13 protein-coding genes and 1 pseudogene are annotated in these 15,827 nt (G+C 41.5%); 8 read left to right on the top strand and 6 right to left on the bottom strand.

From position 1 onward, the window contains the following. Nucleotides 1-47: 47 nt before the first annotated feature. Together sucC and sucD are read left to right on the top strand one after the other, a co-directional pair. Nucleotides 48-1,214, top strand: a complete 1,167-nt coding sequence (gene sucC, locus Q0017_RS06405) for an ADP-forming succinate--CoA ligase subunit beta (protein WP_298144218.1) — start codon at nt 48-50, stop codon at nt 1,212-1,214. Between the two features lie 11 nt (nt 1,215-1,225). Continuing rightward, the gene (gene sucD / locus Q0017_RS06400; protein ID WP_298144216.1) at nt 1,226-2,137 is read left to right on the top strand and encodes a succinate--CoA ligase subunit alpha; all 912 of its coding nucleotides are present in this window, start codon (nt 1,226-1,228) and stop codon (nt 2,135-2,137) included. A 334-nt stretch (nt 2,138-2,471) separates the two neighbouring features. Here sucD and trpS read toward each other — a convergent pair whose 3' ends face one another. After that, the gene (trpS, locus tag Q0017_RS06395) at nt 2,472-3,485 is read right to left on the bottom strand and encodes a tryptophan--tRNA ligase (protein WP_298144215.1); all 1,014 of its coding nucleotides are present in this window, start codon (nt 3,483-3,485) and stop codon (nt 2,472-2,474) included. 156 nt (nt 3,486-3,641) lie between these two features. Here trpS and Q0017_RS06390 point away from each other — a divergent pair. From Q0017_RS06390 to Q0017_RS06375, 4 genes and pseudogenes are all read left to right on the top strand, one after another. Next, nucleotides 3,642-4,567, top strand: a pseudogene (locus Q0017_RS06390) (DUF808 domain-containing protein). 42 nt (nt 4,568-4,609) lie between these two features. After that, entirely contained in the window at nt 4,610-5,512 is a 903-nt protein-coding gene (locus tag Q0017_RS06385) for a neutral zinc metallopeptidase (protein ID WP_298144213.1), read from the top strand. 249 nt (nt 5,513-5,761) lie between these two features. Further along, a complete protein-coding gene (locus Q0017_RS06380; RefSeq protein ID WP_298144211.1) occupies nt 5,762-7,261 on the top strand; it encodes a cation:proton antiporter in 1,500 nt (499 codons plus the stop codon). Nucleotides 7,262-7,273: 12 nt separating this feature from the next. Then, complete coding sequence (locus Q0017_RS06375; protein ID WP_298144208.1) at nt 7,274-7,594, top strand: MGMT family protein; 321 nt, start codon at nt 7,274-7,276, stop codon at nt 7,592-7,594. Between the two features lie 33 nt (nt 7,595-7,627). Here Q0017_RS06375 and Q0017_RS06370 read toward each other — a convergent pair whose 3' ends face one another. Then, nucleotides 7,628-8,071 (bottom strand): universal stress protein, encoded by a 444-nt coding sequence (locus Q0017_RS06370; protein ID WP_298144206.1) that lies wholly within the window; start codon nt 8,069-8,071, stop codon nt 7,628-7,630. Nucleotides 8,072-8,409: 338 nt separating this feature from the next. On the opposite strand from Q0017_RS06370, the gene Q0017_RS06365 reads away from it, so the two are divergent. After that, on the top strand, nt 8,410-9,396 hold the full coding sequence (locus Q0017_RS06365) for a hypothetical protein (protein ID WP_298144204.1): 987 nt from the start codon (nt 8,410-8,412) through the stop codon (nt 9,394-9,396). On the opposite strand, the gene Q0017_RS06360 is transcribed toward Q0017_RS06365, so the two are convergent. Then, nucleotides 9,391-10,005, bottom strand: a complete 615-nt coding sequence (locus tag Q0017_RS06360; protein WP_298144201.1) for a CatB-related O-acetyltransferase — start codon at nt 10,003-10,005, stop codon at nt 9,391-9,393. The two genes, Q0017_RS06365 and Q0017_RS06360, sit on opposite strands and share 6 nt — an antisense overlap. Nucleotides 10,006-10,116: 111 nt before the next feature. On the opposite strand from Q0017_RS06360, the gene Q0017_RS06355 reads away from it, so the two are divergent. Then, nucleotides 10,117-10,749 carry an FMN-binding negative transcriptional regulator gene (locus Q0017_RS06355; protein WP_298144199.1) on the top strand — a complete coding sequence of 211 codons (633 nt, stop codon included), beginning with the start codon at nt 10,117-10,119 and terminating at the stop codon, nt 10,747-10,749. Between the two features lie 25 nt (nt 10,750-10,774). Here the strand turns inward: Q0017_RS06355 and greA are convergent, their stop codons facing one another. From greA to carA, 3 genes are all read right to left on the bottom strand, one after another. Further along, on the bottom strand, nt 10,775-11,251 hold the full coding sequence (gene greA, locus Q0017_RS06350) for a transcription elongation factor GreA (RefSeq protein ID WP_298144197.1): 477 nt from the start codon (nt 11,249-11,251) through the stop codon (nt 10,775-10,777). A 78-nt stretch (nt 11,252-11,329) separates the two neighbouring features. After that, nucleotides 11,330-14,560 carry a carbamoyl-phosphate synthase large subunit gene (gene carB / locus Q0017_RS06345; protein WP_298144194.1) on the bottom strand — a complete coding sequence of 1,077 codons (3,231 nt, stop codon included), beginning with the start codon at nt 14,558-14,560 and terminating at the stop codon, nt 11,330-11,332. A 13-nt stretch (nt 14,561-14,573) separates the two neighbouring features. Continuing rightward, a complete protein-coding gene (gene carA / locus Q0017_RS06340) occupies nt 14,574-15,716 on the bottom strand; it encodes a glutamine-hydrolyzing carbamoyl-phosphate synthase small subunit (RefSeq protein ID WP_298144191.1) in 1,143 nt (380 codons plus the stop codon). Nucleotides 15,717-15,827: the final 111 nt, after the last annotated feature.

The raw sequence follows: 15,827 nt of genomic DNA, 5'->3' as shown, positions 1-15,827 counted from the left end.
TGCCCTATAAAGCCACAAGATAAAACCAATAAATTAAAGGTTGTTGTATGAATTTACATGAGTACCAAGCCAAAGCATTATTAAAACAATACGGAATGCCGATTCAAGAAGGCATTGTGATTGAAAGCGAGCAAGCAGCACGTCAAGCCTTTGAACAATTGGGTGGCAAATTTGCGGTGATGAAAGCTCAAGTGCATGCAGGAGGCCGTGGTAAAGCAGGTGGGGTGAAAGTGGTCAAATCAAGTGATGAAGCTGCTGAATATGCCAAAAATTTATTAGGTAGCCGTTTAGTCACCTATCAAACCGACAGTTTGGGTCAACCCGTTAATCAAATCTTAGTCTGTGAAGATGTTTATCCTGTAGAACGTGAGTTGTATTTGGGTGCAGTGGTGGATCGTTCTAGTCGTCGAGTCACTTTTATGGCATCTACCGAAGGTGGTGTTGATATTGAGAAAGTTGCAGAAGACAGCCCTGAAAAAATTATTAAGGTAGAAGTAGACCCATTGGTTGGTTTGCAACCTTTTCAAGCACGTGAAGTTGGTTTTGCGCTGGGTTTAAATTCAGAACAGATAGCCCAATTTGTTACGATTATGAGCGCAGCTTATCGTGCTTTTATAGAAAATGATTTTGCATTATTTGAAATTAACCCTTTGTCGGTACGTGAAAATGGTGACATTCTATGTGTAGATGCCAAAATTGGCATTGATTCAAATGCCTTATACCGTTTGCCGCACATTGCCGCTTTACGGGATAAATCGCAAGAAAATGAACGCGAATTACGCGCTTCTGAACATGATCTGAATTATGTGGCTTTAGAAGGCAATATTGGTTGTATGGTCAATGGTGCAGGCCTTGCCATGGCAACCATGGACATTATTAAGCTGTACGGTGGTCAACCAGCGAATTTCCTTGATGTCGGTGGCGGTGCAACCAAAGAGCGTGTGATTGAAGCTTTTAAAATCATTCTTACAGATGGTTCAGTACAAGCGGTTTTGATTAATATTTTTGGTGGTATTGTCCGCTGTGACATGATTGCCGAAGCTATTATTGCAGCAGTACGTGAGGTGCATGTGGCAATTCCTGTGGTGGTACGTTTAGAAGGTAATAATGCCGAATTAGGGGCAAAGTTGTTGGATGAATCGGGTTTAACCTTGATTTCAGCGCAAGGTTTGGCAGACGCTGCACAAAAAGTTGTCGCTGCTGTAGACGCATAAGGAGAAAAATAATGAGCGTACTCGTCAATAAAAATACTCAAGTGATTGTACAAGGCTTTACCGGTAAGAATGGTACTTTTCACTCAGAGCAATCGATTGCCTATGGCACGCAAGTGGTAGGTGGTGTAACCCCTGGCAAAGGCGGACAACGCCATTTAGACCGACCTGTCTTTAACACTGTTAAAGACGCTGTGCGTGAAACAGGTGCCAATGCTACGTCTATTTATGTGCCTGCACCTTTTGTACTGGATTCCATTATTGAATCAATTGATGCTGGGTTAGAGTTAATTGTGGTGATCACAGAAGGTGTCCCCACTTTAGATATGCTCAAAGCCAAACGCTACTTAGAAACTTATGGTAATCATGCACGTTTAATTGGTCCAAACTGCCCTGGGATTATTACCCCAGGCGAATGTAAAATTGGCATTATGCCGGGTCATATCCACAAAGCGGGTAAAATTGGCATTATCTCGCGTTCAGGTACGCTGACCTATGAAGCTGTATCGCAAACCACCAAGTTGGGTCTAGGACAATCAACTTGTATTGGAATTGGCGGTGACCCAATTCCGGGTATGAATCAAATTGATTGCTTAAAACTATTTGAAGAAGATCCGCAAACTGAAGCCATTATTATGATTGGTGAAATTGGCGGAACAGCCGAAGAAGAAGCCGCGGAATATATTCAGTCGAATGTCACAAAACCAGTGGTGGGTTATATTGCGGGAGTGACTGCACCTAAAGGTAAACGTATGGGGCATGCAGGTGCGATTATCTCAGGGGGCAAGGGCACAGCAGAAGAGAAATTTACCGCCTTTGAACGTGCAGGAATGGCCTGTACCCGTAGTCCTGCAGAACTTGGTTCAACTATGTTAAGTCTTTTAGAAGACAAAGGTTTGCTCGATCCTGCTATTGCGTTGACCTAACAACAAAACTCGCCCAATGAAGGGCGAATTTTAGGCAAAAAAAAATGCGTAATGATTGGGGTATTCATTACGCATAAAAATGAATCTGTTGTAGCAACAGGTTCAGGGGTAACTTCAAGCTCATAGAGGAGAATCTAATGAAGCTGTTTGGCTATGAAGTTATATTAAGATGTTCATGCTTGAGTTTCAGCAGTATTCAGGTAATAAAGTGTCATGTTGCGTGAACATGTGGTACAAAATGTGAATAAAACCCGTTGATTGTGAATTAGAACTTACACAAGCAATAGGCATAAAAAAACCCTTCTTAAAAGAAGGGTTTGATTTTTAAAATGAATTAAAAACGGAACACGCCAAGCGCGGTTTTCACTTCATCTAAAGTTTGTTGCGTAATGTCACGGCATTTATCTGTACCGTGTTTAAGTATATCCATAATGTAATCTGGATCTTTAGCCAATTCGATACGGCGTTCACGAATAGGACCAAGTAATTCTTTAAGTACTCCTTCAAGGCGCTTTTTAACCGTACCATCACCTAAACCACCACGGCGATAATGCGCTTTTAACTCTTCCACTTCTTCTTTATTTGGGTCAAATGCATCTAGATAGGTAAAGACTACGTTGCCTTCAACTTGACCTGGATCTTCAATACGCAAATGATTTGGATCGGTATACATGGCATTCACGGCTTTTTTGATGTCTTTATCTGTGGCATCTAACACAATGGTGTTGCCTAAAGATTTAGACATTTTAGCTTTACCATCAAAGCCCGGTAAACGCCCCACATTAGACAATAATGCTTTACATTCAGGCAGTAACTCACGACCTACTTGGCGATTTAAACGACGCACAATTTCGTTGGTTTGCTCGATCATTGGAATTTGATCTTCGCCCACCGGTACTACGGTTGCTTTAAATGCGGTGATGTCGGCTGCTTGTGCCACTGGATAGCATAAGAAACCAGCTGGAATATCACGTTCAAAACCGCGCATCTGAATTTCAGACTTAATGGTTGGGTTACGTTCTAAGCGTGATACGTTGACAAAGTTGAGATACAACATGGTCAATTCATTAAGCGCAGGTAAGCTCGATTGCACACAAATGGTGGTTTTGGTGGGATCAATACCTACTGCTAAATAGTCGGTTGCCACTTCAATAATATTGCGACGAACTTTTTCAAAGTTATCGGCATTATCGGTAAAGGCTTGTGCATCGGCAAGCAATAAATGCTGATGATGAGAATCTTGTAAACCGACGCGTGAACGTAGCGAACCTACAAAATGGCCCAAGTGTAATTGTCCGGTCGGACGGTCGCCAGTTAAGATTACTGGACGATTATCTGGAGTAGTCATGCTGTCTTCCAAGTCGTTGTATGACATCAATATCACGATGAATGGCGACATTGTACGGTATAAGTTTTATATGTGTCAGCCTACTGGTAATAAATGCTGTACAGAGTTTTTAAGATTGTAGTTTTAAACTCAAGAAAAATAAAACAGAGAACTAAAATTATGAGCAGCTTACTCTTATTATTAGACGATATTGCCACCATTATGGATGACGTGGCAGTTATGAGTAAAATGGCCGCCAAAAAAACCGCAGGGGTATTGGGTGATGATTTAGCCTTAAACGCACAGCAGGTGAGTGGGGTGCGTGCTGAACGTGAGCTGCCTGTGGTGTGGAGCGTGGCCAAAGGCTCGTTTGTAAACAAAGTGATTTTAGTGCCCTTGGCTTTAGCAATTAGTGTTTTTGCGCCATGGTTGATTAATCCTTTGTTAATGCTTGGTGGCTTATTCTTATGCTATGAGGGCGTTGAAAAAGTCATGCATAGCATTCAACATAAAAAAGCTAAAACTGCCCAAGAGGCAGCCACACAATTGGCACTGACTGAAGCACAATTGCACAGTATGGAAAAAGACAAAATTAAAGGTGCTATTCGTACTGACTTTATTTTATCGGCAGAAATTATTGTGATTTCATTAGGCACAGTCGCTGCGGCAGCTTTTGTGACCAAGGTGAGTGTTTTAACGGTGATTGCCATTGCGATGACGGTGGGGTGTATGGCTTGGTGGCATTAATTGTGAAAATTGATGATATGGGTTTATACCTGACAGAAAAAACTTCAGCTGCACAACAAAAAATGGGACATGCTTTATTGGCCTTTGCGCCCATTTTAATGAAAACTTTGACCATTGTGGGCACGCTTGCGATGTTTTTGGTGGGCGGCGGGATTATTAATCACGCAATTCCTTTATTGCATCACTTTACTGAAGATGCTGTTGATCATCTTGAACATATCCCAACTCTAGGTAGTATTATTAGTACCTTGACCCCAACGTTGATTAATTTTGTGATTGGGATTGTGGCCGGTTTGCTTGTGGTATTGGTGGTTACACTCATCAAAAAATTATGGCCACGTACAAAAATCTCTTAAAGCTCGCTACAATCAACCCAAAACTAAACAAGGATAATAACTATGCAATGGAAAGGGCGTCGCAGTAGTCAAAATGTTGAAGATCGTCGTGGTGGTGGGGCTGCCAAAGCTGGTGGGGTAAGTATTTTAGGTTTAGTGGTGGCTTTTGTGGCATGGAAATTTTTTGGTGTTGACCCGCAACAGGCTTATCAAACCACCAAGCAAGTCACCCAAGGCCAAGTCACTCAAGCGATTGGTTTAGAAAACCCCACGCCTGATCAGCAAGAAGCGATGGAGTTTGTGAGTGTGGTTTTAGCCGACACCGAAGATACATGGGCGCAAGTGTTTCAACAGCAATTGGGGCAAAGTTATCCACCCCCGAAACTGGTTATTTTTAATGGTGTGGTGAATTCTGCCTGTGGTACAGCACAATCGGCCATGGGGCCATTTTATTGTCCTGCCGACCAAAAAGTGTATATCGACACCGGATTTTTTAAAGATATGCGTAGCCAAATGGGCATTACAGGTGAGCAAAATGCCACGCAATTGTCGCGTAATGATCAAGCGGGTGACTTTGCCCAAGCCTATGTGATTGCACATGAGGTTGGCCACCATATTCAAACTGTTTTAGGTGTTTCAAGCCAAGTTCAGCAGGCGCGTAGTCAGGCCACTAAAGCACAAAGCAATGCATTGTCGGTACGTCAAGAATTACAAGCCGATTGCTTGGCGGGGGTGTGGGCGTATCATAACCATCAACGTACGCAATTTTTAGAGCAAGGCGATATTGCCGAAGCGATGGATGCTGCGCATAAAATTGGTGATGATTACTTACAGAAAAAAGCGCAAGGTTATGCAGTCCCTGATAGTTTTACCCACGGTACGAGTGCACAGCGCATGAAATGGTTTGATATTGGCTGGAAAGGCGGACAAATTAATCAATGCGACACTTTTAATCAACCCATTTAAATGAATTAAGGCTAAGGAAGTGGCACACTTAAAACAATACGCTGCTATTTTCTTGTTTTGTTCAACTATCCAACGAATGCTGTCATTGTAGTTAGTTGTTGGATAAAGCCCAAGCATATTGCATTGGGCTAATATAATTTTGCAGGCAGCTTAACCATAAAACACGCTACAATAATCACATTAAAAAATGCAAAAAACCAAAGCATTTTTATTCAAAATATAAGATTCACCGCCATACATGGAAAGCCGATGGGAAATTATTTTTTTCTACAAGTATTCACCGTGATTTTTGCACTGTCGATTGCAACCACGATTTTTAACAAGCGCGTACTTGGCTTTCCACAGGCAATTGGTGTACCGATTGTGTCGGCAATTTTTGTGTTTATTTTGCAATGGGCGGCAAGCTTATTCAATGGTAATCCCTTTATTGTGATTAATTTAAACAACATTGAAGAAGCAGTTAGAAATATTGATTTTTATGACTTTTTAATTAATGGCGTGATCTGTTTTATTTTAACGTCATCGGCATTGAAATTTAAGGTCTCCGATTTACAAAGCCATTGGAAACCGATTGGAATTTTAGCCAGCCTTGCTTTGGTGTTATGTGCCGGATTTTTTGGTGTGGTGTTGTACGGCTATCAATTTTTAATGGGGCAGCATGTTGATTTATTGGTGCTATTGCTTTTGGGTGCGGCATTAGGCGCAACTGACCCAATAGGGATTAAGGGGGTACTCAGTTCAGTACGTGCGCCTCATCACCTCATGGTCAAGCTAGAGGGAGAATCTTTATTTAATGATGCTATGTGTATTGCGGTGTTTATGACTTTGCTCAATGTGTTAAAGGGCGAAAATTTTACCGTACTGGGTGTGTTAGAAACCTTACTCTATGAAATTGTGGTGGCTGTAGTGATTGGCGTGGCCTTTGGTCATGGGATTTTACGGTTATTACGCGGTAAACATGAAATGGAGTCCTTAATTTTAACCACAGCATTGTTGGCTTGTGGTTCATATTTGGTGGCTTTATTTGCACATGCCTCTGCCCCGATTGCTTGTGTGATTGGAGGCTTAATTGTGGGTAATAAATGGAAAGAAATTTTACAAGAGCGTGAGATTCGTGAAGTGAATCATTTTTGGCATACAGTTGAAGGGATTATCAATTCGTTCTTGTTTACCTTAATTGGGTTAGAGCTATTTATTTTAGATTTAAGCTTTCATTTAATTTTAGGTGGCATTGTGGCCTTTATGATTTTGCATGCCTCACGTTTTGCTGCCAATTATCTATCCTTTGCCTTTTTCCCAAGTGTGCGTAAAAAAAGTTATAACGGTAGTTTAACCATTTTGTCTTGGGGTGGGGTACGCGGTGGCATCTCATTGGCACTGATTTTGGCGGTCGCCAATATTCCGCAGTTGGCAGAGTATAGTAGTATCTTGATTGGTTATACCTTTATTGTGGTGTTGTTGTCAGGTGTGGTATGTGGTCTAGGTTTACCTGCGGTGATGAATGCCTTTTACTATAATCCGCACCAAGAAACCACAGGCTTTAAAGGCTGGTATCAGCGTATGTGCCATAAAATGAATCGTAAAGGCTTTCAATATCGGGTGAGTGAAGATGCGCAAGGGCATGAAGTGATTACAGTGTATAAAGCCGATGAGTTGATTGATTTGCGCAGTGATGATGGGATTGCCGCCGTGCATAACCCTGAAAAAGTCCAAGAAGTAAAACGCTTGGAAAGTCCTGATAATTTCTAATGCTTGATGAATATGACAAAGTCTATACAACATGAACTCGCGCCCATTATTTTAGCTGTGGTGGCGCAAATTCCGTATGGTTATGTGGCAAGTTATGGACAAGTGGCACAGCTTGCAGGTTTAGCTCAACATGCACGTTTAGTGGGACGTGTATTGCAATCCATTGATCAAGATAGTGATTTACCTTGGCATCGCGTGGTCAATGCTCAAGGGAATATTTGTACACAAAACTTAAGCAATGGCGAGAATTTACAGGCACTCTTGTTAGCGCGTGAAGGTATTGTGGTTAATCAGCAGCGTGTCAACATGCGCCAATATAGATGGCAGATGTAAAACTCCCCACACAGTGTGGGGAGTTTATTTTCTTTAAGGATGACGTACCACAAGCACAGGAATACTGATTTCTGTCAGTACATTTTGCGCAACACTGCCTAAAAATAGTTTTTTAAGACCCGTGCGACCATGTGAGCCAATAATAATCAGATCAACATTTAACTCTTCTGCAGCTTTCACTAATTCGCGATGCACCACTTGACCTTCAACCAATTTGGTATCTACTTCTACGCCTAACTCAGCAAATTTTTCTTTTGCGCTGGTTAAATCGCTTAAGATCGCGCCACGGGCACGTTCAATCATGTCATTGGTTTGAGATGCAGAGATATATTCAGCTGCAATATATGGGTCAAGTGCCAATACCTGTACCACGGTAATTTTAGCGTTAAATGCTTTGGCAAAATCAGCAGCTTTTTCCACAGCGGCAAGTGAAGTTGCTGAGCCATCGACTGGCACAAGGATATGTTGGTAAGCCATGTTGTTGTTCCTTATTGTTAGGTTTTAATGTTTATATAGACATAGTAACGTAAAATTTCTTTGAATAAAACCAAGTAAATTCATCTAGATAATTTAAGCTTTGGCTGAATTTAAGCTAACAGAAAATTGTGATGATACAAGGGGATTTACCACCAAAGTCGGGGCATATATAGACGAATGGTGAGTGATAAAGATGCTTTAAGCTAAGGGGAATTTTTTTGATGAATCATAAAATGACACAACAACTCAATTGGCAACGCGATAATTTTGAAAATAATTTTACAGCTTGGGAGGGCGATCTTTGCTTTGTCAGCGTTTAGGTGAGCAGCTCACCAGTTATGTTGATCGTTTGTAATGTGGTGCTACATGATCAAAGGTTGCAAGATTACACATATTTTGTTGCCCCTAAATTTTTAAAACTGGAAATAGCTTTAATGATTCAGATTACACGTAAAAAATTAGTAGAAGATTGGAAAAACTACGGAATTAATCATATAGAGGAGTCTATTTGGAGCTCTTCAATACAACAAAAAGATTTGTCTCGAATTAGAGAGTTTTTGAAGGTGAATCATTTTCTCTATGTCGATATTAGTATTGTAAGACCACCAGATGATTCGACGGAAAGAATGAAGTTTAAAACACACTACCATGTAGATGGTCAGTGTTTTAGTACAAATTATGGCATTTCAATTCCAATGAATAGTAATAATTTAAAACTAACTGTTGGGCTACAAAGTGAATTAAAAGATCAAGAATGTCAGGATAAGACACTCTATATAATCAATAGTTTAAGAATTATATTTGGAGTCCCTATAGCTCGTGAATTGATGTTTACATCATTGGCTGCAACTGAAAAATTTTCAGACGTTAGCATAAGCTCTGAATTGGGATATGCTTCCAAATTCGATACTCAGAATTTAAATTTTTATGAAGATATCGAGTATTGTCAATTACGTAAACTACCAGTAGAGGCTTTAATTTTATTAGATAAGGCTTTCCAACAAAGATTTCCTAATGAGCGTTTTATCTTAATGTGGGTTGCTTTTGAAGCGATTATTAATTCTATTTATCCATTTGACCATAACGGTAATAAAAGGATTAAATACTTTAAAGAAGAACTGAAATCTAACATTGTCAATGATGAGGTTTATCGGCTCTTTAAACTTAGATGCGATGTTTTTAAAGAGGGAAAGTTTGAGAAAAAAGAACTTGAGGAGGATAATTGGTCTTTATATGCAGCAATTCAATTAACTATCATGGAGGATTGTCCTCAAAGAATTGCTTTTTTAAAAGGTTATGAAAACAAGATTTTGGAAAAATTATAAATTTCGAACTAATTTATTTACATCATCCGTCTGCAACTGCTCACGCATCTTTAAAAACTGTTTTTCGTCTAAATTATAAAGTTTTAGAGAAAGCAGTTTTTTGATGTCATCTTCAGGAAAGCGATATTTAATAATTTGAGCAGGTACACCACCTACAACAGCATAAGGTGGTACGTCTTTAGTCACCACAGCACCTGTGGCTACCACAGCGCCTTCGCCTAAAGTCACGCCTTGCATGATCATGGCACGAGAACCAATCCAACAGCCATCGCCAATCACGGTGTCGCCTGCGGGCACAAAACTACGTGTATCAAATGGAAAAGCTGAAATCCAATCGGTACGGTGTAATTGGTTGCCGCCCATCATAATGACGCACTCTGCGCCAAAACAGACAAAGTTGCCAATATAAAGCTGATCAATCGGTTTATCAGGGGTTGATGGTTTGTCATGTAAATAGCGCACCACACAACGCTCAAAACCTTGATCCCAATACGCCGAGTAGTAACTGTAATTGCCTTTGATATGAATGTTGGGGTTGCGAACGGTTTTAGAAATAAACTCAAACTCACACCAATGTTTTACGGGCGAATTAATTAACGGCTCAGACATAAACACTCAAGGCAAATAGCGAAGCCCAAAGTATAGCTTAAAAATTGGCAGCGCGTTTTTGACAAATTTATTTTATAGTGCTGCAAGGTCATAATTAAATCAGGCAACAGCATGTCTATTCCTCAAGAATTTCAAGAAACAAGACCCACCGAAATTGCGCGTTTAATTGCTGAATATCCTTTGGCATGTATTGTGGCACACACCACATCAGGTCTTATTGCTACACATTTGCCGATGTTATTAAAAGATCAAACTTGCTTGGTGGGGCATATGGCGTGTGCCAACGAGTTGTTTACTCAAGTCAAGGCAGGGCAAGAGGTATTGTGTATTTTTAAAGGAGAAGATGCTTATATCTCTGCCAATGATTATCCAAGTAAGCAAATTGATCATCAAAAAGTACCCACTTGGAATTATCAAGCGCTACATGTGCATGGCACAATTGAATTTTTTCATGATCAAAAAACTAAACTTGCTGCATTAGGTCAACTCACGCAACAACAAGAACGAAAAACCTATGGCAAAGCAGCTTGGAAAATGGCAGATGCACCACGTGATTATCTCTTGGCGCTGCTTGAGGATTTAGTGGTATTTAATATTCAGATCAGTGCCATACACGCAATTTCTAAACTCAGTCAGGATAAAACCGCATCAGATCAGGCAGGGGTACAATTGGCTTTACAGCAACGTGCTGAGTTAAAACTGGCAGAGTGTATGCAAAATACCCATAAAAAACCCCTCAAATGAGGGGCTAGATCAGTTTTACTGAAATTTAGAGATATTCAACACTCACGATTTCATATTCTACTTCACCTTGTGGCGTTACGATTTTGACATCATCGCCTTCGCTTTTGCCGAGCAAACCGCGTGCAATAGGTGAGTTGACAGAGATCTTATTGATCTTAAAGTCAGCTTCGTCATCACCTACGATTTTATAGGTCTTTTTCTCTTCTGTGTCTAAGTTTTCAATGGTCACAGTTACACCAAAAACCACACGACCATTTTGCTCAAGGTCTTTGACATCAATGACTTGGCAAGCGCCCAATTTACCTTCGATGTCTTGTACACGACCTTCACAGAAACCTTGCTGCTCACGCGCTGCATGGTATTCAGCATTTTCTTTTAAGTCGCCGTGTTCACGTGCTTCTGCAATTGCAGCAATAATACGAGGACGGTCAACTGTTTTAAGTTGATGTAATTCTTTCTCTAAGGCAATTTTGCCTTCAGGAGTCATAGGATAACGTATCATGTTGTCCCTCAAAAAGTGAAATCTATAAATGAAAAAAAGCCCGCCACCAAGAAGGTGGCGGGACTTCCTGGAAGCGAATTAACCTTGAGTTAAATCTTGTAGACGATAAACATCCATTGGTAATTTAATCGCTAAAGCTTGGCATACTGCTTCTGCACCATTCAAGGTTGTGGTGTTATACACTTTACCTTGAAGCGCTGAACGACGGATCGAGAATGAATCTTCTTGCGCTTTTTTGCCTTCAACCGTGTTAATCACAAGATGGATATCACCGTTTTTAATACGATCCACAATGTTTGGACGGCCTTCAGTCACTTTATTTACGCGTTCACATTCTAAACCAGCTTCGCTGATGACTTTAAATGTACCACCAGTTGCAAGAATCTTGAAGCCTAAGTCGATTAGTTGCTTCGCAATGCGTGCTGCACGTGGCTTGTCTGAGTCACGAACTGAGATAAATGCGTGTTTCACTTCACCAGCAGTTGGTAAACCTGGTAAACGTTCGTTAGCACCTAAAACTGCTTTATAGAATGCTTCACCAAAAGTTTTACCCACGCCCATCACTTCGCCTGTAGATTTCATCTCAGGGCCAAGGATTGGGTCAACGCCAGGGAACTTGTTGAATGGGAACACTGCTTCTTTTACAGAGAAGTGTTCAGGGATAATCTCTGAAGTAAAGCCTTGCGACACAAGAGATTGACCCGCCATACAACGTGCAGCTACTTTTGCTAAAGATTCACCGATACACTTAGACACGAATGGAACAGTACGTGATGCACGTGGGTTCACTTCTAAAATGTAAACGTCATCGCCTTTAACCGCAAACTGAACGTTCATCAAACCAATAACGCCAAGCTCTTTTGCCATAGCAACAGTTTGACGGCGCATTTCGTCCTGAACTTCTTTAGATAAAGAGTAAGGAGGAATAGAACATGCTGAGTCACCTGAGTGAATACCGGCTTGTTCGATGTGCTGCATAATGCCGCCAATCACAACGTCTTTACCGTCAGATACGCAGTCTACGTCAACTTCGATTGCATCATCTAGGAAACGGTCAAGAAGAACAGGCGCTTCGTTAGATGCTTGAACCGCATCACGTAAGTAGCGTTTTAATTCTTCGTCGTTGTAAACGATTTCCATCGCACGACCACCAAGTACGTATGATGGACGAACAACTAACGGATAACCTACTTTAGACGCTTCAGCCATACCTTCTTCAGCAGATTTTACGATGCTGTTGTTTGGTTGACGAAGTTGTAAACGTTGAATCATTTGTTGGAAACGTTCACGGTCTTCTGCACGGTCAATCGCATCAGGTGATGTACCAATGATTGGCGCACCAGCTTCTTCTAAAGCACGAGCCAATTTCAAAGGAGTTTGACCACCGTACTGAACGATAATGCCTTTAGGCTTCTCGATACGTACGATTTCAAGCACATCTTCTAGTGTAATTGGTTCGAAGTACAAACGATCTGATGTATCGTAATCTGTAGACACCGTTTCAGGGTTACAGTTCACCATGATGGTTTCGTAGCCGTCTTCACGCATAGCAAGGGCTGCATGTACACAGCAGTAATCGAATTCGATACCTTGACCAATACGGTTAGGACCGCCACCAATCACCATAATCTTGTCACGAGTCGATGGGTTCGCTTCACATTCTTCATCGTAAGTTGAGTACATGTAAGCTGTATCAGATTCGAATTCTGCAGCACATGTATCGACACGTTTGTAAACTGGCATTACGCCTAAGTTCCAACGGTGTTTACGGAATTGTTTTTGTGAAATGCCCATCAAGTCTGCAATACGAAGATCTGATAAACCTTTACGTTTAAATGCACGGATGTTGTCGGCATTTAAATCACCAAAACCTAAAGTTTTGATTTGGTTTTCAGTTTTGATGATGTCTTCGATTTGGATCAAGAACCATTTGTCGATATTTGTTGCAGCAAATACTTCGTCTAGGGTAAAACCATGACGGAATGCATCGCCTACAAACCAAATACGCTCAGGACCTGGAACTTTAAGCTCTTGTAAGATTTTCTCACGCGCGCCTTCAGTACCCACTTCAATTTTTTCGTCAAAGCCAGAAGCACCGACTTCTAAACCACGAAGTGCCTTTTGCATAGACTCTTGGAAGTTACGACCAATCGCCATCACTTCACCCACAGATTTCATCTGTGTGGTTAAAGTTGCATCCGCTTGTGGGAATTTCTCGAAGTTAAAGCGAGGAATCTTAGTTACAACATAGTCAATCGCTGGTTCAAATGATGCAGGTGTTGTACCGCCAGTGATGTCGTTTTTCAACTCATCAAGCGTGTAACCTACAGCCAATTTCGCCGCAATTTTAGCAATTGGGAAACCAGTTGCTTTAGATGCAAGTGCAGATGAACGAGAAACACGTGGGTTCATCTCGATCACAACCATACGGCCAGTTTTCGGACAAATACCGAACTGTACGTTTGAACCACCAGTTTCTACACCAATTTCACGAAGTACAGCTAAAGATGCATTACGTAAAAGTTGGAATTCTTTGTCTGTTAGGGTTTGTGCAGGAGCAACAGTGATTGAGTCACCAGTGTGCACGCCCATTGGGTCAAAGTTTTCAATGGTACATACAATGATACAGTTGTCGTTTTTATCACGAACAACTTCCATCTCGTATTCTTTCCAACCAATTAAAGATTCATCAATCAATAATTGTTTGGTTGGAGAAAGATCGAAACCACGTTCACAAATTTCAATGAATTCTTCACGGTTGTAAGCAATACCGCCGCCTGAACCACCCATCGTGAATGATGGACGAATGATCACAGGGAAACCAAAGCGTGCTTGAATTTCTAAAGCTTCTTCCATTGACTCTGCAATGTCAGCTTTTGGACATTCAAGACCAATTTTACGCATCGCTTGGTCAAAGAGTTTACGGTCTTCCGCTTTTTCAATTGCTTCTTTGGTCGCGCCAATCAATTCAACATTGTATTTTTCTAAAATGCCGTGCTCATCAAGGGCAAGGGCACAGTTCAATGCTGTTTGACCACCCATTGTTGGAAGAACTGCATCTGGGCGTTCTTTTTCAATGATCGCTGCAACAGTTTGCCACGTAATCGGTTCGATATACGTCGCATCTGCCATAGTCGGGTCGGTCATAATGGTCGCTGGGTTAGAGTTGACCAAAATAACACGGTAGCCTTCTTCACGAAGGGCTTTACATGCTTGCGCGCCTGAATAGTCAAACTCACATGCCTGACCAATCACAATTGGACCCGCACCTAGAATTAAGATGCTTTTAATGTCTGTACGTTTAGCCATGATGCTTCCTTAATTACTTCTTAGATGCTTCGATAAGTTCGATGAAATGATCGAACAATGGTGCGCAGTCATGAGGACCCGGGCTTGCTTCTGGGTGACCTTGGAAACTAAACGCAGGCTTGTCGGTACGATGAATCCCTTGAAGGGTTTGGTCGAACAGTGACTTGTGCGTCGCTTTAAGGTTAGCAGGTAAACTATCTGCATCCACTGCGAAGCCGTGGTTTTGTGAAGTAATCATCACTGTGCCAGTTTCGATGTTCTGTACAGGATGGTTAGCACCGTGGTGACCGTGAGGCATTTTCACGGTCTTAGCGCCACTTGCAAGCGCAAGAATTTGGTGACCCAAGCAAATACCAAATACAGGTACGTTACGAGCGTCTTCTACAATAGTTTTTACAGCTTCAATTGCGTAGTCACATGCAGCAGGATCGCCAGGGCCGTTTGATAAAAACACGCCATCTGGATTTAACGCTAGTACGTCAGCTGCAGGAGTTTGTGCAGGAACAACAATTAATTTACAACCGCGGTCTGCAAGCATACGTAAGATGTTGGTTTTGACACCGTAATCGTATGCAACAACATGGAATTTAAGTTCAGGTTGTTTAAAGCCTTGACCAAGTTCCCATGAACCTTCCGTCCATTCAAAACCAGTCGGATCACAGCACTCTTTTGCAAGGTCTAAACCGTTTAAGCCACCAAATGCACGTGCTTTTTCTAATGCTTGTTCTTCTGTGATATTTTCACCAGCTAAGATACAGCCGTTTTGCGCGCCTTTGTCACGTAAAATACGTGTTAAGCGTCGAGTGTCGATATCTGCAATGGCAACGACATTGTGCGCTTTTAAGTAATCACCTAGTGATTGCTCGGCACGGAAGTTGCTATGTAATAAAGGAAGGTCACGGATAATTAAACCGTTGGCCCATACTTTGTGAATGCGACCCGACTCAGCGTCTTCTTCATTACAACCTGTGTTACCGATATGCGGGTAAGTTAAAGTCACAAGTTGTTGCGCATAACTTGGGTCAGTCAAAATTTCTTGATAGCCAGTCATGGCAGTATTGAAAACGACTTCACCAGTCGTACTACCCGATGCACCAATAGACGTTCCTTTAAAGATCGTACCATCGGCAAGGGCTAAAATGGCGGGAGTGCTCAAACCAAAGCTCCTGAAATTTAGGCTGTAAAAAAGCGAGAAGACGAAAAAAAAGGAAGGTTATTTTTTAAACCTACCCTCCCTTGTCTGCTCGCTTGAACTTAACACGGCATT

It is taken from the genome of uncultured Acinetobacter sp. (assembly GCF_947624825.1).
Classification (GTDB): Bacteria; Pseudomonadota; Gammaproteobacteria; order Pseudomonadales; family Moraxellaceae; genus Acinetobacter.
The sequence above is the reverse complement of the archived record's forward strand: the minus strand, read 5'-3'. Positions and strand labels throughout refer to the sequence as shown.

Bases quoted from the DNA above. Each gene is read 5' to 3' on its own strand.
- greA (WP_298144197.1), bottom strand. From the start codon at position 11,251: ATGATACGTTATCCTATGACTCCTGAAGGCAAAATTGCCTTAGAGAAA.
- sucD (WP_298144216.1), top strand. From the start codon at position 1,226: ATGAGCGTACTCGTCAATAAAAATACTCAAGTGATTGTACAAGGCTTT.
- Q0017_RS06355 (WP_298144199.1), top strand. From the start codon at position 10,117: ATGTCTATTCCTCAAGAATTTCAAGAAACAAGACCCACCGAAATTGCG.
- Q0017_RS06380 (WP_298144211.1), top strand. From the start codon at position 5,762: ATGGGAAATTATTTTTTTCTACAAGTATTCACCGTGATTTTTGCACTG.
- Q0017_RS06385 (WP_298144213.1), top strand. From the start codon at position 4,610: ATGCAATGGAAAGGGCGTCGCAGTAGTCAAAATGTTGAAGATCGTCGT.
- trpS (WP_298144215.1), bottom strand. From the start codon at position 3,485: ATGACTACTCCAGATAATCGTCCAGTAATCTTAACTGGCGACCGTCCG.
- carB (WP_298144194.1), bottom strand. From the start codon at position 14,560: ATGGCTAAACGTACAGACATTAAAAGCATCTTAATTCTAGGTGCGGGT.
- sucC (WP_298144218.1), top strand. From the start codon at position 48: ATGAATTTACATGAGTACCAAGCCAAAGCATTATTAAAACAATACGGA.
- Q0017_RS06360 (WP_298144201.1), bottom strand. From the start codon at position 10,005: ATGTCTGAGCCGTTAATTAATTCGCCCGTAAAACATTGGTGTGAGTTT.
- Q0017_RS06365 (WP_298144204.1), top strand. From the start codon at position 8,410: ATGTTGATCGTTTGTAATGTGGTGCTACATGATCAAAGGTTGCAAGAT.
- Q0017_RS06370 (WP_298144206.1), bottom strand. From the start codon at position 8,071: ATGGCTTACCAACATATCCTTGTGCCAGTCGATGGCTCAGCAACTTCA.
- Q0017_RS06375 (WP_298144208.1), top strand. From the start codon at position 7,274: ATGACAAAGTCTATACAACATGAACTCGCGCCCATTATTTTAGCTGTG.